This is a genomic window from Variovorax atrisoli 110B (assembly GCF_000382045.1).
GTDB classification, from domain to species: domain Bacteria; phylum Pseudomonadota; class Gammaproteobacteria; order Burkholderiales; family Burkholderiaceae_C; genus Variovorax; species Variovorax atrisoli.
In genome coordinates this window covers 1640324-1662300 of the sequence record NZ_KB907450.1, presented here as the reverse complement: position 1 = coordinate 1662300, position 21977 = coordinate 1640324, and the positions used below count along the sequence as shown (strand labels likewise).

Here is a 21977-nt window from a genome sequence, read left to right as displayed (position 1 = left end):
GCCGCGCAGGAGTCGCGCTCAGCCGCCGCGCTTGGCCGGGGCGTGCAGCGCGCCGTGCACGTGGCCCGCATGCTGCCCGAAGGTCTCGGGCGCGAGCGCCGCGGTGTCGAGCTCCTGCAGGATGCCGCAGGCGTTCGCCGATTCGGGGCCGCAGCACTGCTGGCGCAGCGCCTTCAGCTGCTTCTCCAGCGTCTTCAGCTCGGCGATGCGCGCGGCCACGTGGCCGATGTGGTCGTCCAGCAGCCGGTTGACCTCGCCGCAGTCTTCCTGGGGCGCATCGCGGAATTTCAGCAGGCTGCGGATCTCGTCGAGCGTCATGTCCAGCGAGCGGCAGCGGCGGATGAAGCCCAGGCGCTGGGCGTGGTCCTCGTCGTAGATGCGGTAGTTGCCCTCGGTGCGCGCGGGTTCGGGCAGCAGTCGTTCGCGCTCGTAGTACCGGATGGTTTCGACCGGCGTGTTCGCGACCTTGGCCAGTTCTCCGATTTTCATGATGCGGCAAATGGACGAGTGGACATGAGCGGTTGACTCTACACCTGCTTCAGGGTTTCCAATCGATTCCATGACGAACCAGAACGCCCTGAATCCGGCCGTGCCGCGCTCGCACGCGCACTCTCATCCGCATGCACACGAGGAGGGGCACGGCCACGATCACGGCCATGGACATGGCCACGCCCACGAGCATCCGAAGGCCAAGCCGGCCGACGCCTGCTGCGGCTGCAGCAGCACCGCCGGCCACGGCCCGATTCCGCTGGCGCCCGATGCCGGCGACGTGCCCACGGGCGCCTTGCTCTTTCGGATTCCCACCATGGACTGCGCGGTGGAGGAGTCCGAGATCCGCCGCGCGCTGGAGCCCATCGCGGGCGTCAAGGCGCTGCGCTTCCGCCTCGGCGAGCGCACCATGGCCATCACCACCGATGACGGCGTGCTGCCCGAGGCGCTTGCCGCCATCCGCAAGGCGGGCTTCAAGCCCGAGCCGCTGAATGCGCCGGGCGCGCAGGCCGCTCCTGTAGCACCCGCGAAGATCGCAGGCATGAGCGCCGGGCTCGCGCGGCTGGTCGCGGCGCTGGTGCTGGCGATCGCGGCCGAGTCGGTCTCGTTCATGGGGCTGGAGGGCCGGGGCTTCATGGTGTTCGAGATGGCACTGGCGCTGGGCGCCATCGGCCTCGCGGGTCTCGACACCTACAGGAAGGGCTTCGCGGCGCTGGTGCGCGGGCGCCTGAACATCAACGCGCTGATGGCGGTGGCCGTCACCGGCGCCTTCATCATCGGCCAGTGGCCCGAGGCTGCGATGGTGATGGCGCTCTACGCAATTGCCGAACTCATCGAGGCCCGTGCCGTGGACCGCGCGCGAAACGCCATCCAGAGCCTGCTGGCCCTCGCGCCCGAGCAGGCCGAGGTGAAGCAGGCCGACGGCAGCTGGAAGACGGTGATGGCGAGCGAGGTGCCGCTGGAGGCCATCGCGCGCATCCGCCCCGGCGGGCGCGTGCCGCTGGACGGCATCGTCACCGAGGGCACCAGCGCCATCGACCAGGCGCCCGTCACCGGCGAGAGCATTCCGGTCGACAAGACCGTCGGCGACCAGGTGTTCGCCGGCACCATCAACCAGACAGCTGCGCTCGAATTCCGCGTGACGGCCGTGGCCGCCAACACCACGCTCGCGCGCATCATCCACGCGGTCGAGGAAGCACAGGGCTCGCGCGCGCCCACGCAGCGCTTCGTCGACCGGTTCGCCGCCATCTACACGCCCGCCGTCTTCGTGCTGGCGCTGGCCGTCGCGGTGCTCACGCCGTTCTTCATGGACTGGACCTGGACGCAGGCCATCTACAAGGCGCTGGTGCTGCTGGTCATCGCCTGCCCGTGCGCACTGGTCATCTCCACCCCGGTCACGGTGGTGAGCGCACTGGCCTCGGCTGCGCGGCGCGGCATTCTCATCAAGGGCGGCACGTACCTCGAAGAGGCGCGCAAGCTCAAGGCGGTGGCGCTCGACAAGACCGGCACCATCACCGAAGGCAAGCCGAAGCTGGTGGCGTCGTCGCTGGTCGGCGAATCCTCGGCTGGCAACCAGGCGGCGGTGTTCGCCATTGCCGCCAGCATCGCGGGCCGCTCCGACCACCCGGTGTCGAAGGCCATCGCCGAAGGGTTGAGGGGCGAGCAGGGCGAAGTCGCCGACTTCACCGCGCTGCCCGGCCGTGGCGTGCAGGCCGTGCACGCGGGGCAGGCGTACGTGCTGGGCAACCATCGCTTGATCGAGGAGCGGGGGCTCTGCACGCCGTCGCTCGAAGCCGAGCTCCAGCGCCACGAGGAGGCCGGCCGCACCGTCACGCTGCTTGCTTCGAACGAGGCCGTGCTCGCGCTCTTCGCCGTGGCCGACACCATCAAGGAATCGTCGCAGGCGGCGGTGGCCGAACTGCGCTCGCTCGGCGTCGTGCCCGTGATGCTCACCGGCGACAACATCGCCACCGCCAGGACCATCGGCGCCCACGCCGGCATCGAGGACGTGCGCGGCAACCTGCTGCCCGAGGAGAAGCTCGACGCCATCAAGGCCATGCAGCAGCGCTACGGCGCGGCGGCGATGACCGGCGACGGCATCAACGACGCCCCCGCCCTCGCGCAGGCCGACATCGGCTTCGCGATGGGCGGCGCCGGCACCGACACCGCGATGGAAGCGGCCGACGTGGTCATCATGAACGACGACCTGCGCCGCATCCCCGAGACCATCCGCCTCTCGCGCCGCGCGCACTCGGTGCTGTGGCAGAACATCACCCTGGCGCTGGGCATCAAGGCCGTGTTCTTCGTGCTCGCGGTGTTCGGCAGCGCGACGATGTGGATGGCGGTGTTCGCGGACATGGGCGCGAGCCTGCTGGTGGTGGCGAACGGGCTGCGGTTGATGCGCACGCCGAAGTGAGCGAGGGGGCGCACGGGCAGTCCGGGAGGGCCAGGCCCGGCTGGCTGCGCGAGGTGGCTTGGGACTAACATAGGCCGGATATCCCTTCCTTCTCCAGCCAGAGTCCTTCGATGTCCGTCACCTCGCTCCTGCTGCAGCTCATCGTCATCCTGGTCACCGCGCGGCTGTGCGGCTGGGTCCTTCGCCACGTCGGCCAGCCCGGCGTGGTCGGCGAGATGGCGGCGGGGCTGATGCTCGGGCCGGTGGTGATGGGGGCGCTCTTTCCCTCGCTGCATGCGCAGCTCTTCTCGAAGGAGTCGCTGCAGGGGCTGTCTTCTCTTTCCACGCTGGGGCTGGTGCTCTTCATGTTCGTCGTCGGCCTGGAACTGCGGGCTTCCAAGGGCGTGCGCGAGCAGCTGCGCTCCGCGGGCTACGTGGGCGTGCTGAGCGTGGTCGTGCCGATGGCGCTGGGCATCGCGATCGCGCCGGCGCTGCATCCCGCGCTGGCGCCGGCCGGCGTGGGCTTCTGGCCCTTCGCGCTTTTCATTGCGGCGGCGCTGTCGATCACCGCCTTTCCGGTGATGGCGCGCATCCTGAAGGACCGCGGCATGACGCGCACGCCCTTCGGGCAGCTCTCGCTGAGCGCGGCGGCCGTGGTGGACGTGTTCGCCTGGATCCTGCTGGCGGTGGTGATCGCGCTGGTCGGCGCGGGAGAGGGTTACCAGGGGCTGCTGAAGACCACGCTGGGCATGGCGGTCGTGCTGGCGGCGTTGTTCCTCGGGCTCAAGCCGGCCTTCGCGTGGCTGCTGCGCGTGAAGGCGCCAGAGGGCGAGCCTTCGACCACGGTGATGGCGGCGCTGATGATCGGCCTGCTGGCGACCTCGCTGGTCACCGAGTGGCTGCACCTGCACGCGGTGTTCGGTGCATTCCTGTTCGGCGCCTGCCTGCCGCGCGACGACCGCCTGCTGAAGTCGCTCACCGAGCGCATCGAGCCGATCTCCATCGTGGTGCTGATGCCGCTCTTCTTCGCGCTCGCCGGGCTGGGCACCACGGCCAACGCCTTCTCGGGTGCGAGCCTGGGCGCGATGCTGCTGATCGTGGGCGTGGCCACCGTGGGCAAGATCGCCGGCGGCGCGGCCGGTGCGCGCATGGCGGGCTACGGATGGCGCGACAGCCTCGCCACCGGTTCGCTGATGAATGCGCGCGGACTGATGGAACTCATCGTCATGAAGATCGGCCTCGACGCGGGCCTCATCGGCCCTGAGCTCTTCACCATGCTGCTGGTGATGGCGCTGGCCACCACCGCGATGACGGGGCCGCTGATCAACCTTTTCATCGGCCGCAAGCAGGCTGTGGCGGCGGACGCCGCGCACGCGAAGCCCTGAGTTCGGTCAGCGCTTGGCCACGGTGAAGCCGATGCGCGTCTCGCCGCCACGGCTCGCGGCGAACACCCGCCCGCCGTGCATGCGGGCGATGGCTTCCACGATCGACAGGCCCAGGCCGTGGTGGCGCGTGGAGCCGTCGCGGGCCTGCGCGGCGCGGTAAAAGCGCTCGAACAGGCGGGGCAGGGCGGCCGGGTCGATGGGCTCGCCCTTGTTGACCACGGCCACGGCGAACTCCGTGGCGCCTTGCTTTGCGACCTCCTCGGCGACCTCTTCGGCGATCTCGATGCGTATGGTCGAGGCGGGCGCGGCGAAGCGGATCGCATTGCCCAGCAGGTTGAAGAGCGCACGGCGCACGAGCGCTGCGTCCACGTCGGCCATGGCGTCGCCGCGCACTTCTGCGCGCAGGCCGGATTCCTCGAGCATCGCGTCGTAGAAGTCGATCACGTCCGCGGCCTGCGCGGCGAGGCTCGTCACGGCCCGGGTGCGCATGGGCGCGCCGCGCTCGGCCTGCGAGAGGAACAGCATGTCGGTGACGATGCCCGAGAGCCGGCCGACCTCCTCGAGGTTGGAGGCGAGCACGGTCTGCAGCTCCTCGTTGCTGCGCGGGCGAGTGAGCGCGAGTTCGGTGGAGCCGATCAGGTTGGCCAGCGGCGTGCGCAGCTCGTGCGCCACGTCGGCATTGAAGGACTCGAGCTGCACGTAGGCGCGCTGCACCCGCAGCAGCAGTGCGTTGAACTGGGTGATCCAGGGGCGCAGCTCCTGCGCGAAGTCATCGGCGTCGATCGGCTGGTTGGCCTTGTCGGGCGCCATCGCCGCGGTGCGCTCGGTCAGCGTCTTCAGCGGCTTCAGGCCGCGACGCACCAGCCACATGCCTGTGAGCGAGACCAGCGCGGTGCCCAGCACCACGGCGCCCAGCAGGGTCCACGCGAGGCGGCGCAGCAGTTGGGCTTCCTGCGCGGTGTTCACACCGATGCGAACGGCGAGCTGGGTGGTGGTACCGGCCTGCGTCCAGGGCACCTGCACGTCGCGCAGCATCCACTTGCCGCCGGCCAGCGGACGCGATTCGAAGAGCTGCCTGCCGCCGGCGGAGATCGACAGGGTCACGTCGTCCTGCATCGAGAAGAAGTCGTCGAGCTTGTGCCGAAGGAAGACGAGGTCGCCGCCTTTTTCCGCCTCCTGCAGCAGGTGCTGCACCAGCACGGCCTTGTTGGAGAGTTCCTCTTCCTGCTTCTGTCCGAAGTTCCAGGCCGTGACGAGATAGATGGCGAAGCAGATCACGCTCAACCCGAACAGGGTCTGCGCGGCGAGCCAGAGCGACAGCCGGCTCTGAAGTGATCGCGGCCGGGGGCTCAATGCCAGGAGCGGTCTTCGAGCACGTAGCCCATGCCGCGCACGGTGTGCAGCAGCTTCACGTCGAAGGGGTCGTCGAGCTTGCTGCGCAGCCGGCGGATGGCCACTTCGACCACGTTGGTGTCGCTGTCGAAGTTCATGTCCCACACCTGCTCGGCGAGTGTGGTGCGCGAGAGGATCTGGCCGCGACGGCGCAGCAGCACCAGCAGCAGCGTGAATTCCTTGGCCGTGAGATCCAGGCGCATGCCGTTGCGCATGCACTTGCGGCTGATCAGGTCGACCTCGAGGTCGGCGAGCCGCAGCACCGTGGATTCCTGCGCCTTGCCCCGGCGCAGGAGGGCCTGCACGCGCGCCAGAAGCTCGGAGAAGGAGAAGGGCTTGACCAGGTAGTCGTCCGCGCCCTGCTGCAATCCGAGCACGCGGTCTTCGACCTTGTCGCGCGCCGTGAGCACCAGCACCGGCACGTTCTTCGTACGGCGAAGGGCCTGGAGAACAGAGAAGCCGTCGATGCCGGGAAGCATCACGTCGAGCAGGATCAGCGCGTAGTCGCCTTCGGTGGCGAGGTACTTCCCCTCGATGCCGTCTCGGGCTACGTCGACGACGTAGCCGTTCTCCTCGAGCCCCTTCTTGAGGTAGTCGCCCAGCTTGGGCTCGTCTTCTATGACCAGGATACGCATTGCCGGATCGTATCGAAGCCCTCATGGAAACAGGGTTACGTTTCGGTAATCCGCTTGACGGACAAAGCCTCGCCTTCGCGTCGTACAGTGCGCCGGGCCTGCGTCCCGAAGGGCCATTGCCACGAGGGCCGACGCAGGCCGCCGATATACTTTTTGCCTCCATGCGCCGCTGGTTCCTCATCTTCATGCTTGCCCTGCTGCCGTTCCAGTTCAGTTGGGCGTCGGCGTCGGCGTACTGCCAGCATGAGCGCGATTCGCGGCCCGACCACTGGGGCCACCACGAAAGCGAGACGCGCGGCACCGACCGCAGCCACAGCGGCGAAGGCGCGCAGAAGAACTCCAGCACCCAGCCCAATGCCGTGGTCGGCGACTGCGCCGTCTGCCAGTTCGGCCATGCCCAGCACGCCGATGCGCTGGACGAGCCCGCGCAGTCGCCAGCGCACGAGCCTCAGCCGCTGCGTGCGACGGCCGACGAGCGCTTCGCCTCGCACGTCTCCGACGTTCCGGTGCGCCCCGACTGGTCTCTCGCCGCCTGATTCGGCGAGAGAACACAACCCCTTCCTGATACCCACCATCAGCTAGCCGAGCTCTCGCCGAATTCGTCCGTCCGTTGTTTCGCAACCCAGGAGAATTCGATGCGCACGCTCTTCGTGCCGCTGGCCGTGCTGGTCATGGCGGCGCCCCCGGCTTTTTCACAGGTCGCGCAGGCCGCGCAGGCCGGGCCCCTTCATTCACAGTCTTCAATGTCCGCGCCGTCGGGCACGGCCGCTGCCCGCGTGCAGGAGCCCGCGGGCCCGCTCACGCTTCGCAGCGCCGTTGCCATGGCGCTGCAGGCAAACCCCGGCCTGTCTTCCGCGCTGCGCGAACAGGAGGCGACCGAGGCCGCCATCGTGCAGGCCGGCGCCTGGCCCAATCCCACGCTCGACGCGCAGCTCGAAGACCTGCGCCGCGACAACCGCACCACCACGCTGCAGCTGAGCCAGCCCATCGAGCTGGGCGGCAAGCGCGCGGCCCGCGTCACGGCGGCCGAGCGAGCGCGCGACCAGGCCGCGTCGGCGCTGGCAGGCCGCCGCGCGGAGATCCGCGCGGCCACCGTCACCGCCTTCTTCGACGTACTCACCGCGCAGGAGCGCCTGCGGCTCGCGCAGGACTCGGTCGGCCTCGCGCAGGCTGCCACCCGCGCAGCAGCCAACCGCGTTGCGGCGGGCAAGGTCTCGCCGCTGGAGGAAATCAAGGCGCGCGTGGCCGAGGCCGGCATCCGCGTCGAGCTGATGCAGGCCGAGGGCACGCTGCGCTCCGCGCGCCAGCAGCTCGCAGCGCTGTGGGGCAATCCGAGCCCGCGCTTCACGCAGGTGGATGGCGCGGTCGACCAGTTGCCCGCGATGGCCTCCGCGCAGGACATCGCCAACCGGCTGGCCGATGCGCCGGTGGTGAGGCAGGCGCGGCTGGAGGTCGAGCGGCGCAACGCGCTGGCCGAACTGGAGCGCGCCAGGCGCATCCCCGACGTGACCGTCTCGCTCGGCGCCAAGCGCGTACCGGCGTCCGAGGGCGAGAACGGCGGCAGCCGGCGCAACCAGGTGGTACTGGGTCTGTCGGTGCCGCTGCCGATCTTCGACACGAACCGGGGCAACGTCGCCGAAGCCCTGAGCCGCGAGGAAAAGGCGCGAGACGACCTCGCCGCCGCCGAGCTGCAACTGGGCACCGACGTGGCCCAGGCCACCGAGCGCCTGCGTTCCGCGCATGCCACCGCCGAGACGCTGCAGCGCGACGCGCTGCCCGGCGCCGAGAGCGCCTACAAGGCCGCCACCAAGGGCTTCGAGCTGGGCAAGTTCAGCTTCCTGGAGGCGCTGGATGCACAGCGCACGCTGTTCCAGGTGCGCGCGCAGTACCTGCTCGCGCTGGCCGATGCGCACCGCGCCGCGGGCGAACTCGACCGGCTGCTGGGCAATGAAGGCGAAGCCATCCCTGCCGCGACGCTGACCACCACCACGCCCGCCGCACGCTGAAAAGCAATCAAGGAATTCCACAGATCATGAACACAGAAGAACGCAAGAACTTCGCCGAGCGCATCGGCAAGAAGCAGCTGATCGCCATCGCGGCCGTGCTCGCACTGGGCGTGGGTGCCGGGGCGCTGATCCTGCGCAGCGCGCCTGCCAAGCCCGAGTCGGCCGGCCATTCGGAAGCCGCCGGCCATGGCGACGGCGAGCACCACGAGGAGGGCGGTCACAAGGAGGAGGGCCACAAGGAGGCCAAGGCGGGCGAAGACCACGACCACAGCCACGGCGAGGCCAAGGGCCACAGCGACAAGGAGCACCACGCCGAGGAGGGCAAGGGCGAAACCAAGGCTGCCGCGGGCGAAGCCAAGGGCGAGGAGAAATCCGCCGCGCACAAGGAAGACGAGGAAAAGATCGCCTTCACCGACGAGCAGATCAAGGCCGCGGACATCTCCGTCGAAAGCGCCGGCCCCGCGCGCATCAAGCTGTCGCTGCAGCTGCCCGGCGAGATCAAGTTCAACGAAGACCGCACGGCCCACGTGGTGCCGCGCGTGGCGGGCGTGGTCGACAGCGTCTCGGCCAACCTGGGCCAGGAAGTCCGGCGCGGACAGGTGCTCGCGGTGCTGTCGAGCCCGGGACTTTCGGAGCAGCGCAGCGAGCTGCAGTCGGCGCAGCGCCGGCTGGAGCTGGCCCGCACCACCTACGAGCGCGAGAAGAAGCTGTGGGAGGAAAAGATCTCGCCGCAGCAGGACTACTTGCAGGCAGAGCAGGCCATGCAGGAGGCACGCATCGCCGTGGCCAACGCCAACCAGAAGCTGCTGGCGCTGGGCGCCACGCCCGGCGCGTCGGCGCTGGGCCGCTACGAACTGCGCGCGCCTTTCGACGGGATGGTGGTCGAGAAGCACATCTCGCTCGGCGAATCGGTGGGCGAGGCGGTCAACGTCTTCACCATCTCCGACCTGTCGACCGTGTGGGCCGAGATCAGCGTGGCAGCCAACAACCTGAACCTGGTGCGCATCGGCGAGCAGGTGAAGATCCGCTCGACCGCCTTCGACCAGACCGCGACCGGCAAGGTCTCGTACGTGGGTTCGCTGATCGGCGCGCAGACGCGCACCGCCACCGCGCGCGTCACGCTGACCAACCCCGAGCGCATCTGGCGCCCGGGCCTGTTCGTGAACGTCGAGCTGGTGGCCTCGGAGACCGAGGCGCCGGTGACGGTGGCGGCCGACGCGGTGCAGACGGTGGAAGACAAGCCCACGGTGTTCCTGCGCGTGCCCGGCGGCTTCATGCCGCAGCACGTGCAGACGGGGCGCAGCGACGGCAAGCGCGTCGAGATCGTCGGCGGGCTGAAGCCCGGCGCAGCCTACGCGGCCAGCGGCAGCTTCGTCGTGAAGTCGCAGCAGGGCAAGAGCTCGGCCACGCACACCCACTGAGGAAGCCCGCATGTTCGAACGAATCATCCGCTTCTCCATCGAGCAGCGCTGGCTGGTGCTGCTCGCCGTGTTCGGCATGGCGGCGCTGGGCATCTTCAGCTACCAGAAGCTGCCCATCGACGCCGTGCCCGACATCACCAACGTGCAGGTGCAGATCAACACCGCCGCGCCCGGCTACTCGCCGCTGGAGACCGAGCAGCGCGTGACCTACCCGATAGAGACCGTCATGGCCGGCCTGCCGGGGCTGCAGCAGACGCGCTCGCTCTCGCGCTACGGCCTCTCGCAGGTGACGGTGATCTTCAAGGACGGCACCGACATCTACTTCGCGCGGCAGCTCGTCAACGAGCGCATCCAGTCCGCGCGCGAGAGCATGCCGCGCGGCATCTCGCCGGTGATCGGGCCGATCTCCACCGGCCTCGGCGAGATCTACCTCTGGACCGTCGAGGCCGAGGAGGGCGCCAGGAATGCGGAAGGCAAGCCCTACTCGCCCACCGACCTGCGCGAGATACAGGACTGGATCATCAAGCCGCAGCTGCGCAACGTGCCGGGCGTGACCGAGATCAACTCCATCGGCGGCTTCGCCAAGGAGTTCCAGATCGCGCCCGACCCGGCCAAGCTGCTGGCCCATGGCCTGACGATGAGCGACATCGTGCTCGCGCTGGAGCGCAACAACGCCAACGTGGGCGCGGGCTACATCGAGAAGCGCGGCGAGCAGTACCTCATTCGTGCGCCCGGGCAGGTGAAGTCGGCGGAGGACATCGGCAACGTGATCCTGGGCAACGCCAACGGCATCCCGCTGCGCGTGCAGGACGTGGCCGAGGTCGGCATCGGCCGCGAGCTTCGCACCGGTGCTGCCACCGACAACGGCCGCGAGGTGGTGCTCGGCACGGTGTTCATGCTGATCGGCGAGAACAGCCGCACCGTGTCGCAGGCCGTCGACAGGAAGATGCAGGAGATCAACCGCACGCTGCCCGCCGGCGTGAAGGCCGTGACGGTGTACGACCGCACGGTGCTGGTCGACAAGGCCATCGCCACGGTGAAGAAGAACCTGTTCGAGGGCGCGGTGCTGGTCATCGCGATCCTGTTCCTGTTCCTGGGCAACATCCGCGCGGCCATCATCACCGCGCTGGTGATTCCGCTGTCGATGCTCTTCACCTTCACCGGCATGGTGAACCAGAAGGTCAGCGCCAACCTCATGAGCCTGGGCGCGCTGGACTTCGGCATCATCATCGACGGCGCGGTGGTGATCGTGGAGAACTGCGTGCGGCGCCTGGCCCACGCGCAGGCCCACAAGGGACGGCCGCTCACGCGCAGCGAGCGCTTCCACGAAGTGTTCGCTGCCTCGCAGGAGGCGCGGCGCGCGCTGCTGTTCGGCCAGCTGATCATCATGATCGTGTACCTGCCGATCTTTGCGCTCACGGGTGTCGAGGGCAAGCTGTTCCACCCGATGGCCTTCACCGTGGTGATCGCGCTGCTGGGCGCGATGATCCTGTCGATCACCTTCATCCCTGCCGCCGTGGCGCTGTTCATCGGCAACAAGGTCAGCGAGAAGGAGAACCGCCTGATGCTGTGGGCCAGGCGCGCCTACGAGCCGCTGCTGGCGCGCGTGATGTCGGCCAAGCCGCTGGTGATCACCTTCGCGGTGGTGGCGGTGGTGCTGTCGGGGCTGCTGGCCACGCGGCTGGGCACGGAGTTCGTGCCGAGCCTGAGCGAGGGCGACTTCGCCATCCAGGCGCTGCGCATTCCGGGCACCAGCCTCACGCAGTCGGTGGAGATGCAGAAGCAGCTCGAACGCACGCTGAAGCAGAAGTTTCCGGAGATCGAGCGCGTGTTCGCGCGCACCGGCACGGCGGAGATCGCCTCCGACCCGATGCCGCCCAACATCTCCGACGGCTACATCATGCTCAAGCCCGAGAGCGAGTGGCCCTCGCCGAAGCGTTCGCGCGCCGAGGTGCTCGCGGCAGTGCAGGAAGAAGTGGAGAAGCTGCCGGGCAACAACTACGAGTTCTCGCAGCCCATCCAGCTGCGCTTCAACGAGCTGATCTCGGGCGTGCGAAGCGACGTGGCGGTGAAGATCTTCGGCGACGACATGGACGTGCTGAACAAGACCGCGGCAGAGGTTGCCGGCGTGCTCAACGGCATCGCCGGCGCAGCCGAGGTGAAGGTGGAGCAGACCACCGGCCTGCCGATGCTCACCGTGAACATCGACCGCAGCAAGACCGCGCGCTACGGCCTCAACGTGGGCGACGTGCAGGACGCGATCTCCGCCGCCATCGGCGGGCGCGAGGCGGGCACGCTGTTCGATGGCGACCGGCGCTTCGACATCATCGTGCGCCTGCCCGAGGAACTGCGCACCGACCTCGAAGCGATCAAGCGCCTGCCGGTGGCCCTGCCCAAGGGCGCGGGCGCCGAAGCCCTGCGCACCAGCTTCATTCCGCTGGGCGAGGTGGCCACGCTCGACATCGCGCCAGGCCCCAACCAGGTGAGCCGCGAGGACGGCAAGCGCCGCATCGTGGTCAGCGCCAACGTGCGCGGCCGCGACCTGGGCTCCTTCGTTGCCGAGGCCGAGGAGGCGATGGGCAAGGTGAAGATTCCCGCGGGCTACTGGACCGTGTGGGGCGGGCAGTACGAGAACCTGGCCTCGGCCACGCAGAGGCTGCAGGTCGTGGTGCCGGTGTCGCTGCTGCTGGTGTTCACGCTGCTGTTCGCGATGTTCGGCAACATCAAGGACGGGCTGCTGGTGTTCACCGGCATTCCGTTCGCGCTCACGGGCGGCATCGTGGCGCTGTGGATGCGCGGCATTCCGCTGTCGATCTCGGCGGCGGTGGGCTTCATCGCGCTGTCGGGCGTGGCCGTGCTCAACGGGCTGGTGATGATCTCCTTCATCCGCAACCTGCGAGAGGGCGGCCTGCCGCTGGACGCGGCCATCCGCGAGGGCGCGCTCACGCGGCTGCGGCCGGTGCTGATGACCGCGCTGGTCGCCTCGCTGGGCTTCGTGCCGATGGCCATCGCCACCGGCACCGGCGCCGAGGTGCAGCGGCCGCTGGCCACGGTGGTGATCGGCGGTATCCTGTCCTCGACCGCGCTGACGCTGCTGGTGCTGCCGCTGCTCTATCGCATCGCGCACCGGCGCGACGAGGAGGAGTTGCAGGTGCAGCAGCAGTCCCACGGCGCACCGCTCGATCCTTCAGGTCCTACAGATCCTTCACTGCGAGGTTCGCATGGCACATGAGCATTCGCACGCCACCGGCGGCAACGAGAAGGCGCTTCGCTGGGCGCTGCTGCTGACCTCGGTCTACCTCGTCGCCGAGGTGGTGGGCGGACTGGTGTCGGGCAGCCTCGCGCTGCTGTCCGATGCGGCGCACATGTTCACCGACACGGTGGCGCTGGCGATATCGCTGGTGGCCATCCGCATCGGCAAGCGGCCGGCCGACAGGCGACGCACCTTCGGCTACTACCGCTTCGAGATCCTGGCGGCGGTGCTCAACGCGGTGCTGCTCTTCTTCGTGGCGATCTACGTGCTGTACGAGGCGTACAGGCGCATCTCGCAGCCGGCCGAGATCCAGTCGACCATGATGCTGCTGGTGGCCGCGGGCGGCCTCTTGGTCAACTTCATCGGCATGCGGCTGCTGGCGTCGGGCAAGGAAGAGAGCCTCAACGTGAAGGGCGCGTACCTGGAGGTGTGGGCCGACATGCTGGGCTCCGTCGGCGTGATCGTCGGCGCCATCGTGATCCGCTTCACGGGCTGGGGCTGGGTCGACTCGGTGATCGCCGTCGCCATCGGCCTCTGGGTACTTCCGCGCACCTGGCGCCTGTTGCGCGAGAGCCTCAACGTGCTGCTCGAAGGCGTGCCCGACGAGGTGGACCTGCCGGCGGTCGAGAGCGCGCTGCTGGGCAGCGACGGGGTGGCGAGCCTGCACGACCTGCACGTGTGGGCGCTGTCCAGCGGCAAGGTGAGCCTGAGCGTGCACGTGGTCTGCACGCCGGAGGTGGGCGACCTCGCGCCGCTCGTGCAGCAGCTGCGCGCGATGCTGGCCGAGCGCTTCGATATCCATCACTCGACCGTGCAGGCCGAGCGGGTGCCCTGCGAGCTGGCGGTGGAGAGCCACGGCTTCGGTCCGGCCCCGGCCTGACCCCGCGACAGCGGGGGGCGGATATCGGACAATCTGCCCGATTCAGGATACGCAGATCGATGAGCCGCAACCCCAAGTCTTCTTCCGCATCGAACCGAACGGCCGAGGCCCGCGCGCCGCAGCGCCGCGCGATTCATGGGGGATCGTCGACCCGGGTGCCGATGGCTTTCGACGTGGGCGCGGTTGCTGCGCCTGCCGCAGTGTCCGCCTCGCCGCGCAGCACTTGGCGGTCCACCGTGGTCGGTTTCGCGATCGGCTTCGGCGTCGTGCTCGCGTTCGCCATGAAATGGCTCATGAGCTATCAGATCGACACCGCGCAGGAGCGCCAGGAGCAGCACAAGGCGATGCGCGCCGCCGCGGTGCGCTGCTACGAGCTCACGTCGAACTCGGCCATCAACGCCTGCCTGAAGGACATCGAGGCGAAGAGTGCGCAGGCGAGCGTCCAGGCGGCCCGTTGAGGGCGCCGGCAAACCGCTCTTGAAGGCTCAGCGGGCGCGGATCGCCGACTTCGGCCTGAAGGCCTTGCAGACCGAGTCGTCGGTTTCGAGGTAGGGCCCGCCGATCAGGTCGATGCAGTAGGGCACCGCCGCGAAGATGCCCGGCACCACCTGGGCGCCCTCGGCGTCCTTCAGGCCTTCGAGCGTCTCGGCGATCGACTTGGGCTGGCCGGGCAGGTTGATGATCAGGCTCCTGTCACGGATCACCGCCACCTGGCGCGAGAGGATCGCGGTGGGCACGAAGCGCAGGCTGATCTGGCGCATCTGCTCGCCGAAACCCGGCATTTCCTTGTGCGCCACGGCCAGCGTGGCCTCGGGCGTCACGTCGCGCAGGGCGGGTCCGGTGCCGCCTGTGGTCAGCACCAGCGAGCAGCCTGCGTCGACCAGCTCGATCAGCGTGGCGCTGATGCGCTCGGCTTCGTCGGGAATGAGTCGGGGCTCGAATTCGATGGGGTTCTTCAGCGCGCGGCCCAGCCATTCCTTCAGCGAGGGCAGGCCCTTGTCTTCGTAGGTGCCGCTGGAGGCGCGGTCGCTGATGGAGACGATGCCGATGCGCACCGGGTCGAATGCGCCTTCGCTCATTGGAATACCTTCGTTCTTCGCACTGCGGTGCGAGTTTGCTCGGGGCGGCCCGGCGCGGCGCTCATGCGTCTTCCTCGCGGTCCTGCGCGGCGGCAGCGGCTGCGTGGTCGTCGCTGCCGTGCACGGCCAGCTGGGCGCGCACCAGCTGGAAGATCTCGCGGTAGGCCTTGCCCTGGCGGGGGGCTTCGCCGGCGGGGCCGGTCTTCATGTCCTTGCGGGCCTGGCGGACGAGGGCGCGCAGCTGTTGCGAGTCGGTAGCGGGGTGGGTCTCGATCCAGCCGCCCAGCGCGTCGTCGTCGGCGATCAGGCGGTCGCGCCAGCGCTCGGCCTCGTGCAGGGCCGCCACTTCGGCGGCGGGCACGGTGTTCTGCTCCAGCAGGGCCTGCTTCACGGCTTCGAGCACCTCGGGCTCCAGCTTGCGCATGAGCTTGCCGATGTACTGCATCTGGCGGCGCTTGCCCTCGAAATTGGTGATCCGCCTGGCCTCGGCGATGGCTTCGACCAGTTTCTCGTCGAGCTGGAGGGCGTCGAACAGGCCGGCGCGCAGGGTGAGCAGCTCGGCGCCCAGCTTCTGCAGCTCTTCGCTTTCGCGCTTCAGGTCGGTGCGGCTGGCGTCGTCGGAGCCCTTGAGCTCGCGCTTGAGCTCGAGGTCGAGCTCGCTGCCTTCGGCCACGAAATGGCCGCGGACGTAATAGCCTTTTTTGGGTTTGCGGGACATGGGATGGATTCTGGGCCGCGCCGTGCGGCGTTGCAACGCGCGGCGGGAATCTGCTGAAAACGGGAAATGGGGGGCGCAAGTATCATAGCCACCACATGACGACATCCTCCTCGCGCGCCGATTCCGGCTTCGCCTACAGCCGTTCCTTCTTCGAAAACCTGGTCGACACCGCCTTGGCGCACGCCAAGAAGCTCGGTGCCACCGACGCCGGGGCCGAGGCCTCCGAGGGCTGCGGCCTGAGCGTCTCGGTGCGCAAGGGCGAGCTCGAGAACGTCGAGCGCAACCGCGACAAGTCGCTGGGCGTCACCGTCTACGTGGGCCACCGCCGCGGCAACGCCAGCACCTCCGACTTCTCCGAGGCGGCCATCGCCCAGACCGTCCAGGCAGCCTACGACATCGCCCGTTTCACGGCCGAAGACCCCGTCAGCGGCCTGCCGGACGAGGAAGACATCGCCAAGGAACACCCCGAGCTCGACCTGTTCCACCCCTGGGACGTGACCAGCGAGCAGGCCGCGAAGCTGGCCCTGGAATGCGAAGAGGCCGCGTTGTCGACCGACAAGCGCATCACCAACAGCGAGGGCGCGGGCGTTTCGGCCCAGCAGAGCCACTTCTTCAGCGCCCACACGCACGGCTTCCGCGGCGGCTATGCCAGCTCGCGGCACTCCATCTCGGTGGCGCCGATCGCCGGCAAGGGCGACGACATGCAGCGCGATGCCTGGTACAGCTCCATGCGCTCGGCCGATGAACTGGCCAGTCCGCAGGCCGTGGGCCGCTACGCCGCCGAGCGGGCGCTCAGCCGCCTGAAGGCGCGCAAGATCAAGACCGTCGAATGCCCGGTGCTGTTCGAGTCGCCGCTGGCCGTGGGCCTGCTGGGCTCGCTGGTGCAGGCCGTGAGCGGCGGTTCGCTCTACCGCAAGAGCAGCTTCCTGCTCGATTCGCTGGGCAAGCCCGTGCTGCCCGCGCACGTCGACGTGGCCGAAGACCCGCACCTGCTTCGCGGCAAGGGCAGCGCCCCCTTCGACGACGAGGGCGTGACCACCCGGGCGCGCAAGGTGGTCGACGCCGGCCGCCTCGAAGGCTATTTCCTCTCGACCTACTCGGCACGCAAGCTGGGCATGAAGACCACCGGCAACGCCGGCGGCTCGCACAACCTGACGCTGAGCTCGCGCCTGACGAAGCACACCGACGACCTCGACGCCATGCTCACGAAGCTGGGCACCGGCCTCTTCGTGATCGAGCTGATGGGGCAGGGCGTGAACTACGTGACCGGCGACTATTCGCGCGGCGCCAGCGGCTTCTGGGTCGAGAAGGGCAGGATCGCCTTCCCGGTGCAGGAGATCACCATCGCCGGCAACCTCAAGGACATGCTGCTGGGTATTGAAGCCATCGGGGCCGATGCCTACACTTTCGGCGCCAAGACCACGGGATCGGTCCTGGTGAACCGCATGAAGGTCGCCGGCGCCTGAAGGCTGCGCCGCACGGCCTGCGCGCGAAGGCTGGTCGAACATGAGGCACAACACGGCGCGAAAACCCGAACTCGAGCACGAACTGATGCGCGACCCGCGGCTGGGCTTCGAGCCGGCGGGCGGCAGTTCGGTACGGTGCCTGCAGCACGGCGTGCCGTGGCCCTTCGACTGCTGGCACTACCACGACGAATACGAGCTGCAGTGCATCAACCGCAGCAGCGGCGACGCCTTCGTCGGCGACCACATCGGCCGCTTCGAGCCCGGCTACGTCGCGCTGGTGGGAGCGCGGCTGCCCCACACATGGATCTCGCACGACGTGCCGCCGGAGGGCATCGCCGAGCGCAGCATGGTCATCCACTTCCGCGACGAGCCGCTGCGCAAGGGCGCTGACCTCTTCCCCGAGCTCGAGGCGGTGCTGCCGATGCTCGAACGGGCGAAGCTGGGCATCGAGTTCTTCGGCATCGGCGACCTCGTGCGTGAGCGCTTCCAGCGGGTGCAGCAGCAGGAGGGCATGGCGCGGCTCTCGGCCTTCATCGGGTTGCTGCACGAACTGGCTCGCTGGCCGGACTGGCGCCAGATTTCCAGCACCGCCGACCCGGCCGGGGAAGACCCGAGCGCCAACACCCGCATGCGCCGCGTGCTCGACTACCTCGACCGGCACCTGACCGAGGAGCTCTCGCTGCCGGCCGTGTGCGCCGTGGCCAACATGGCCGAAAGCAGCTTCTCGCGCTGGTTCCACCGGCACATGGGCGCGACATTCACCGACTTCGTCACGCGGCTGCGCGTGGCCAAGGCCTGCGAGATGCTGCAGGTGTCCGACCGGCTGGTGAGCGACATCTGCTACGAGGTGGGCTTCGCGAACCTCGCCAACTTCAACCGCCGCTTCCTGCAGCTCAAGGGCATGACGCCCTCGGCCTACCGCCAGCAGGCGCAGGACCGCTTCGGGCTGCGCACCGCGCGCAACGCGCCGCTCGCCACCGCGGACTGAGCCATTCCGGCCTCAGGCGGCCGTGTCTCGCGGCGTCAGGTGCCGGGTCAGCGCCCAGAACAGCAGCGCCGTGCCGCTGACGAGTGCCCCGGCCAGGCAGACGCCGTTCCAGCCCGCATGGGCGTACACCATGGTCGAAGCCATCGATCCGGTGGCGGAGCCGATCGAATAGAAGATCATGTACCCGGCCGTCAGCCGGCTCTGCGCCTCGGGCCGCACGCGGTAGATCAGGCTCTGGTTGGCCACGTGCACCGACTGCAGGCCGAAGTCGATGACGATCACGCCTGCCACCATCGCCCAGATCGACCACGGCAGCATCGCGATGAGCCCCCACGACAGCAGCATCGCGCTCAGGCCGATGAAGGTGGTGTGCTGCGCGCGGCCACGATCCGCCTGCCGGCCGGCACGCGCGGCGCCCAGGGCTCCGGCCGCGCCCGCGAGGCCGAAGAGCCCCACCTGCGTGTGCGACAGCGAGAAGGGCGGTGCGGTCAGCGGCAGCACCATCGGCGTCAGCATCATGGTGATGGACATGAAGATCAGCATCGCGAGCACGGCCCGGATGCGCAGCACCGGCTCCTGCGCGAAAAGGGCGAAGACCGAGCGGATCAGCTGCGGGTACGCAATGCCCGGCACGGGCCGCGTGCTGGCCGGCAGAGCCGTCCACAGCAGGCCGGCGACCACCAGCGTGGCCGCCGCCGATGCCAGGTAGACCGAGCGCCAGCCGAAGAAGTCGGAAAGCGTGCCCGACACCGCCCGTGCCAGCAGGATGCCGAGGATGATGCCGCTGGTGACGGTGCCCACCACGCGGCCGCGCTCGCCCGGCGCGGCCAGGCTCGCGGCGTAGGCGACCAGCACCTGCGTCACGACCGCCAGCACGCCCATGACGGCCATGGCCGGCAGCAGCACCGCAGCGCTCGGCGCCAGCGCCACGGCCAGCAGCGCGGCCACAGACAGCAGCGACTGCCCGACGATCAGCCTGCGCCGGTCGACGAGGTCGCCCAGCGGAACCACCAGCAGCAGCCCCAGCCCGTAGCCGATCTGCGTGATGGTGATGACCACGCCGACCGTGGCGGGCCGGATGCCGAAGGTGTGGGCCAGCGTATCCAGCAGCGGCTGGGCGTAGTAGACGTTGGCTACCGCCAGGCCGCAGTCGACGGCGAACAGGAGCGCCAGCGCGTTCGATATCGACGGCGTGGAGCACGGGCGTGCCTTTGCCGCATCGGCGTTCAGTTCCACGGCGGCTCTCCTCAGGCGCTCGGCGCGATGACGTGGAAGCGATGCGCGAGTCGCCCGAGCCGCTCCTGGTACATGAAGGACGAGGCCGGAGCGCCGTGCAGCAGGGGCAGGCTGGGCAGCGCCGGGTCGCCTGCCTCGCGATGGAAGATCTTCAGGCCGTCGATGGCGAGGGTGCGGTAGTGGGTCATGGGGTGCGGCGGGATGCCGATTTTGGTTTCAAAAAAAGACCGAATTGATTCTATCGATCTGGTTTTATCTTGCAACCGACGTGGCGTGGCCGGCACCGTGTACGAATCTGCCTCCGGCAAAACCCCAGGCAGGCTGGTCATCAAAATACCAGTGCCCCGGCTCGCGTGTACGCGGCGCCGCGACGCCGCTGCCTACGCTTCGTCCCACCTGTTTGCGCCGTGATTCCCCGGCGATCCACGACAGGCTCATAGGAGACAAAGCGATGGCTGTTCAAGAAAACCGGTGCCGGCTGAAGCGCTGCGCGATGCTGCTGGCGGCGCTGGCCGCATGGGCCGGCGCGGCCCAGGCCCAGCAGGTCTGCAAGGAGGATCTGCGCGTCCTGTCCCAGCCCCGCGACGGGCTGACCCTGCTCGAGAAGTACAAGGACGAGTTCAAGGCCCTCGGAGGCGCCTCGTTCAACATCGACAACCTCAACGAGAACGACCGCCGCACCAAGACCCGCGCGGACGCCTCCACGGTGGGCAAGTACCACGTGTACTACGTCGACGAGGCCAACGTGCCGCTGTTCGCCCAGTCGAAGTGGATCGTGCCGCTGGCCAAGTACTACCCCGCCGAGTACGACTACGCCGACTTCGACCCCGGCCGCCAGAAGGTCGCCACCTTCGACGGCCAGGTCTGGTTCGCGCCGCTCACCGGCGGCGGCGACCTGCTGGTCTACCGCAAGGACCTGCTCGAGAAGGCCGGCATCAAGCCGCCGACCACGCTTGACGAGTTCGTCGCCGCGGCGAAGAAGCTCAACGACCCGGCCAATGGCGTCTACGGCGTGGCGTTGCGCGGCCAGCGCGGCTCGGGCGCCAACGTGTGGCGCTGGATGCCGTTCTTCCGCGGCTACGGCGGCCAGTGGTTCGACGGCGACAAGCCCGTGTTCGATTCCGCCGCCGCGGTGAAGGCGACGCAGACCTATCTCGACCTGTTCAAGTACTCGGCCCCCGGCACCAAGACCGGCGGCTGGGACGAGTCCACCGGCGCCTTCCTTGCCGGCAAGGTGGCGATGCTGGTCGAATCGACCCCGCTGGCCGGCAACGCGCTCGACCCGAAGATGTCGACCGTGATCGGCAAGATCGCCTACCTGCCGCCGCCCGCGCCTCTGACCGGCGGCGGCTACGGCCACGGCCTGGCCATCGGCGCCAAGGCCAACAAGACCGAGGAGGCGAAGAAGTGCGCCGGCCTGTTCATCGCATGGGCCACCTCGAAGCAGCAGGAGCAGCGCCGCCTCGCGGAAGGCCAGTTCGGCGAACTCAACCGCACCAGCGTGCTGTCGAGTCCCGAGTTCGCCAAGCGCTACGGCGCCGACCTCGGCAAGGCGCTGGCCGACACCGGCAAGGTCACGGCCGTGAACTTCTGGCAGGACCCGGCCTGGCCCGACCTCGGTGACCGCTGGGGGATCATCCTCGAGGAGCTGATCACCGGATCGCGCACCGACATCAAGGCCGGCCTCGACGAACTCGACGGCTACGCGAAGCAACTGGTCGCGCGGCGCAAGAAGTAATGACGCTCAGGGAGAAGAAAAAGAAGACGACGAGGCTCCCTCTCGTCTTCATCGGGCCCGGCCTGCTGGTGCTTGCAGTGCTGGCGCTGGTGCCCACCCTTTTCGCCATCGGCATCTCGCTGCAGGACCGCGAGCTGGGTCAGGCCGACACGGCCTGGGTCTGGCTGTCGAACTACGTCCAGCTCTTTTCGGACCGGCGCTTCCTCAACTCGGTGCGCGTGTCGCTGGTGTGGGAGGTGCTGACGGTCAGCGCCACCATGGGCCTCGCGGTGCTGCTGGGCGTGCTGATGTTCCAGTGCACCACCGCGCGCTGGCGCAATGTGCTGTCGATGCTGTTCATCGTGCCGGTGCTGCTGCCGCGCGTGTCGGCCGCCTTCGTGTGGAAGTTCGCCTTCCATCCGCTCTTCGGCCTGCTGACCTGGCCGTACAAGGCGATCACGGGCGAGCCGCTCGACCTGCTGGCCAGCCCGCTCACAGCGCTGCTCACCGTGGCCTTCGTCGACGTGTGGCAGTGGGGCCTGTTCTTCGCCGTCATCGTGCTCAAGCTGCTCGAGACCCTGCCGCCGCAGCCCTTCGAGGCTGCGCGCATGGACCACGCGAAGACCTGGGAGGTCTACGCCTACGTGGCGCTGCCCATGCTCAAGGCGCCGCTGGTCAGCCTGTGCTTCGTGAAGATGGTGGAGTCGCTGCGCGCCTTCGACCTCATCTACGTGATGACGCGCGGCGGACCCGGCATCTCGACGGAGACGCTGGACATGTATGCCTTCTCGCAGGGCTTCATCGAGTCGGGCCGCATCTCGTACGCATCGAGCATGGCGGTGCTGATGATGGTCGCCTCGACCGTGGCCTTCACCTACATCTGGAAATGGACGCGGCCCAAATGAGCGCTTCCCCGA

Annotated in this window: 19 protein-coding genes; 12 read left to right on the top strand and 7 right to left on the bottom strand. The window is 68.7% G+C overall.

The genetic code is table 11. From position 1 onward, the window contains the following. Positions 1-18: 18 nt before the first annotated feature. Entirely contained in the window at positions 19-489 is a 471-nt protein-coding gene (gene cadR / locus G369_RS0107910) for a Cd(II)/Pb(II)-responsive transcriptional regulator (protein ID WP_019653447.1), read from the bottom strand. A 70-nt stretch (positions 490-559) separates the two neighbouring features. Here cadR and G369_RS0107905 point away from each other — a divergent pair, with 70 nt between their 5' ends. After that, positions 560-2905: a heavy metal translocating P-type ATPase gene (locus G369_RS0107905; protein ID WP_019653446.1), complete on the top strand. Its 2346-nt coding sequence runs from the start codon at positions 560-562 to the stop codon at positions 2903-2905. A 110-nt stretch (positions 2906-3015) separates the two neighbouring features. Continuing rightward, entirely contained in the window at positions 3016-4269 is a 1254-nt protein-coding gene (locus G369_RS0107900) for a cation:proton antiporter (protein ID WP_019653445.1), read from the top strand. 6 nt (positions 4270-4275) lie between these two features. Here G369_RS0107900 and G369_RS0107895 read toward each other — a convergent pair whose 3' ends face one another. Both G369_RS0107895 and G369_RS0107890 read right to left on the bottom strand, forming a co-directional pair. Further along, positions 4276-5622, bottom strand: a complete 1347-nt coding sequence (locus G369_RS0107895) for a heavy metal sensor histidine kinase (RefSeq protein WP_019653444.1) — start codon at positions 5620-5622, stop codon at positions 4276-4278. Then, positions 5619-6296 (bottom strand): heavy metal response regulator transcription factor, encoded by a 678-nt coding sequence (locus G369_RS0107890; RefSeq protein WP_019653443.1) that lies wholly within the window; start codon positions 6294-6296, stop codon positions 5619-5621. Before G369_RS0107890 ends, G369_RS0107895 begins: the two co-directional genes overlap by 4 nt. 161 nt (positions 6297-6457) lie before the next feature. Between G369_RS0107890 and G369_RS0107885 the strand changes: the two genes are divergently transcribed. The 6 genes from G369_RS0107885 (at position 6458) to G369_RS37050 (ending at position 14314) form a co-directional block, all read left to right on the top strand. Next, positions 6458-6832 carry a hypothetical protein gene (locus G369_RS0107885; protein ID WP_019653442.1) on the top strand — a complete coding sequence of 125 codons (375 nt, stop codon included), beginning with the start codon at positions 6458-6460 and terminating at the stop codon, positions 6830-6832. A gap of 99 nt (positions 6833-6931) precedes the next feature. Beyond that, positions 6932-8302, top strand: coding sequence for a TolC family protein (locus G369_RS0107880; RefSeq protein WP_019653441.1), 1371 nt, complete (start codon positions 6932-6934; stop codon positions 8300-8302). Between the two features lie 26 nt (positions 8303-8328). Continuing rightward, positions 8329-9723: an efflux RND transporter periplasmic adaptor subunit gene (locus tag G369_RS0107875; RefSeq protein WP_019653440.1), complete on the top strand. Its 1395-nt coding sequence runs from the start codon at positions 8329-8331 to the stop codon at positions 9721-9723. 10 nt (positions 9724-9733) lie between these two features. Continuing rightward, on the top strand, positions 9734-12955 hold the full coding sequence (locus G369_RS0107870) for a CusA/CzcA family heavy metal efflux RND transporter (protein ID WP_019653439.1): 3222 nt from the start codon (positions 9734-9736) through the stop codon (positions 12953-12955). Further along, positions 12945-13856: a cation diffusion facilitator family transporter gene (locus tag G369_RS0107865; RefSeq protein ID WP_019653438.1), complete on the top strand. Its 912-nt coding sequence runs from the start codon at positions 12945-12947 to the stop codon at positions 13854-13856. Before G369_RS0107870 ends, G369_RS0107865 begins: the two co-directional genes overlap by 11 nt. Positions 13857-13915: 59 nt before the next feature. Next, a complete protein-coding gene (locus tag G369_RS37050) occupies positions 13916-14314 on the top strand; it encodes a hypothetical protein (RefSeq protein WP_020722989.1) in 399 nt (132 codons plus the stop codon). 27 nt (positions 14315-14341) lie between these two features. Here G369_RS37050 and mog read toward each other — a convergent pair whose 3' ends face one another. Both mog and yjgA read right to left on the bottom strand, forming a co-directional pair. Continuing rightward, positions 14342-14911, bottom strand: coding sequence for a molybdopterin adenylyltransferase (mog, locus tag G369_RS0107855; RefSeq protein ID WP_405054337.1), 570 nt, complete (start codon positions 14909-14911; stop codon positions 14342-14344). 85 nt (positions 14912-14996) lie between these two features. Continuing rightward, a complete protein-coding gene (gene yjgA / locus G369_RS0107850) occupies positions 14997-15653 on the bottom strand; it encodes a ribosome biogenesis factor YjgA (protein WP_019653435.1) in 657 nt (218 codons plus the stop codon). Between the two features lie 95 nt (positions 15654-15748). Here yjgA and pmbA point away from each other — a divergent pair, with 95 nt between their 5' ends. Both pmbA and G369_RS0107840 read left to right on the top strand, forming a co-directional pair. After that, positions 15749-17119: a metalloprotease PmbA gene (gene pmbA, locus G369_RS0107845; RefSeq protein ID WP_019653434.1), complete on the top strand. Its 1371-nt coding sequence runs from the start codon at positions 15749-15751 to the stop codon at positions 17117-17119. A 40-nt stretch (positions 17120-17159) separates the two neighbouring features. Further along, positions 17160-18107, top strand: a complete 948-nt coding sequence (locus G369_RS0107840) for a helix-turn-helix domain-containing protein (RefSeq protein WP_019653433.1) — start codon at positions 17160-17162, stop codon at positions 18105-18107. 12 nt (positions 18108-18119) lie between these two features. Here G369_RS0107840 and G369_RS0107835 read toward each other — a convergent pair whose 3' ends face one another. Beyond that, positions 18120-19343 (bottom strand): MFS transporter, encoded by a 1224-nt coding sequence (locus tag G369_RS0107835; protein WP_019653432.1) that lies wholly within the window; start codon positions 19341-19343, stop codon positions 18120-18122. Positions 19344-19354: 11 nt separating this feature from the next. Further along, positions 19355-19531 (bottom strand): alpha/beta fold hydrolase, encoded by a 177-nt coding sequence (locus G369_RS38475; protein WP_019653431.1) that lies wholly within the window; start codon positions 19529-19531, stop codon positions 19355-19357. A 263-nt stretch (positions 19532-19794) separates the two neighbouring features. Here G369_RS38475 and G369_RS0107825 point away from each other — a divergent pair, with 263 nt between their 5' ends. Together G369_RS0107825 and G369_RS0107820 are read left to right on the top strand one after the other, a co-directional pair. After that, positions 19795-21081 carry an ABC transporter substrate-binding protein gene (locus G369_RS0107825; RefSeq protein ID WP_051127534.1) on the top strand — a complete coding sequence of 429 codons (1287 nt, stop codon included), beginning with the start codon at positions 19795-19797 and terminating at the stop codon, positions 21079-21081. Beyond that, positions 21081-21965, top strand: coding sequence for a carbohydrate ABC transporter permease (locus G369_RS0107820; protein ID WP_019653429.1), 885 nt, complete (start codon positions 21081-21083; stop codon positions 21963-21965). The genes G369_RS0107825 and G369_RS0107820 overlap by 1 nt, the downstream gene beginning before the upstream one ends. Positions 21966-21977: the final 12 nt, after the last annotated feature.

Coding starts and splice junctions, on each gene's coding strand:
- G369_RS0107820 (WP_019653429.1), top strand. CDS start 21,081: ATGACGCTCAGGGAGAAGAAAAAGAAGACGACGAGGCTCCCTCTCGTC.
- G369_RS0107865 (WP_019653438.1), top strand. CDS start 12,945: ATGGCACATGAGCATTCGCACGCCACCGGCGGCAACGAGAAGGCGCTT.
- cadR (WP_019653447.1), bottom strand. CDS start 489: ATGAAAATCGGAGAACTGGCCAAGGTCGCGAACACGCCGGTCGAAACC.
- G369_RS0107885 (WP_019653442.1), top strand. CDS start 6,458: ATGCGCCGCTGGTTCCTCATCTTCATGCTTGCCCTGCTGCCGTTCCAG.
- G369_RS0107900 (WP_019653445.1), top strand. CDS start 3,016: ATGTCCGTCACCTCGCTCCTGCTGCAGCTCATCGTCATCCTGGTCACC.
- G369_RS0107840 (WP_019653433.1), top strand. CDS start 17,160: ATGAGGCACAACACGGCGCGAAAACCCGAACTCGAGCACGAACTGATG.
- yjgA (WP_019653435.1), bottom strand. CDS start 15,653: ATGTCCCGCAAACCCAAAAAAGGCTATTACGTCCGCGGCCATTTCGTG.
- G369_RS0107870 (WP_019653439.1), top strand. CDS start 9,734: ATGTTCGAACGAATCATCCGCTTCTCCATCGAGCAGCGCTGGCTGGTG.
- G369_RS0107880 (WP_019653441.1), top strand. CDS start 6,932: ATGCGCACGCTCTTCGTGCCGCTGGCCGTGCTGGTCATGGCGGCGCCC.
- G369_RS38475 (WP_019653431.1), bottom strand. CDS start 19,531: ATGACCCACTACCGCACCCTCGCCATCGACGGCCTGAAGATCTTCCAT.
- G369_RS37050 (WP_020722989.1), top strand. CDS start 13,916: ATGAGCCGCAACCCCAAGTCTTCTTCCGCATCGAACCGAACGGCCGAG.
- pmbA (WP_019653434.1), top strand. CDS start 15,749: ATGACGACATCCTCCTCGCGCGCCGATTCCGGCTTCGCCTACAGCCGT.
- G369_RS0107890 (WP_019653443.1), bottom strand. CDS start 6,296: ATGCGTATCCTGGTCATAGAAGACGAGCCCAAGCTGGGCGACTACCTC.
- G369_RS0107905 (WP_019653446.1), top strand. CDS start 560: ATGACGAACCAGAACGCCCTGAATCCGGCCGTGCCGCGCTCGCACGCG.
- G369_RS0107825 (WP_051127534.1), top strand. CDS start 19,795: ATGGCTGTTCAAGAAAACCGGTGCCGGCTGAAGCGCTGCGCGATGCTG.
- G369_RS0107875 (WP_019653440.1), top strand. CDS start 8,329: ATGAACACAGAAGAACGCAAGAACTTCGCCGAGCGCATCGGCAAGAAG.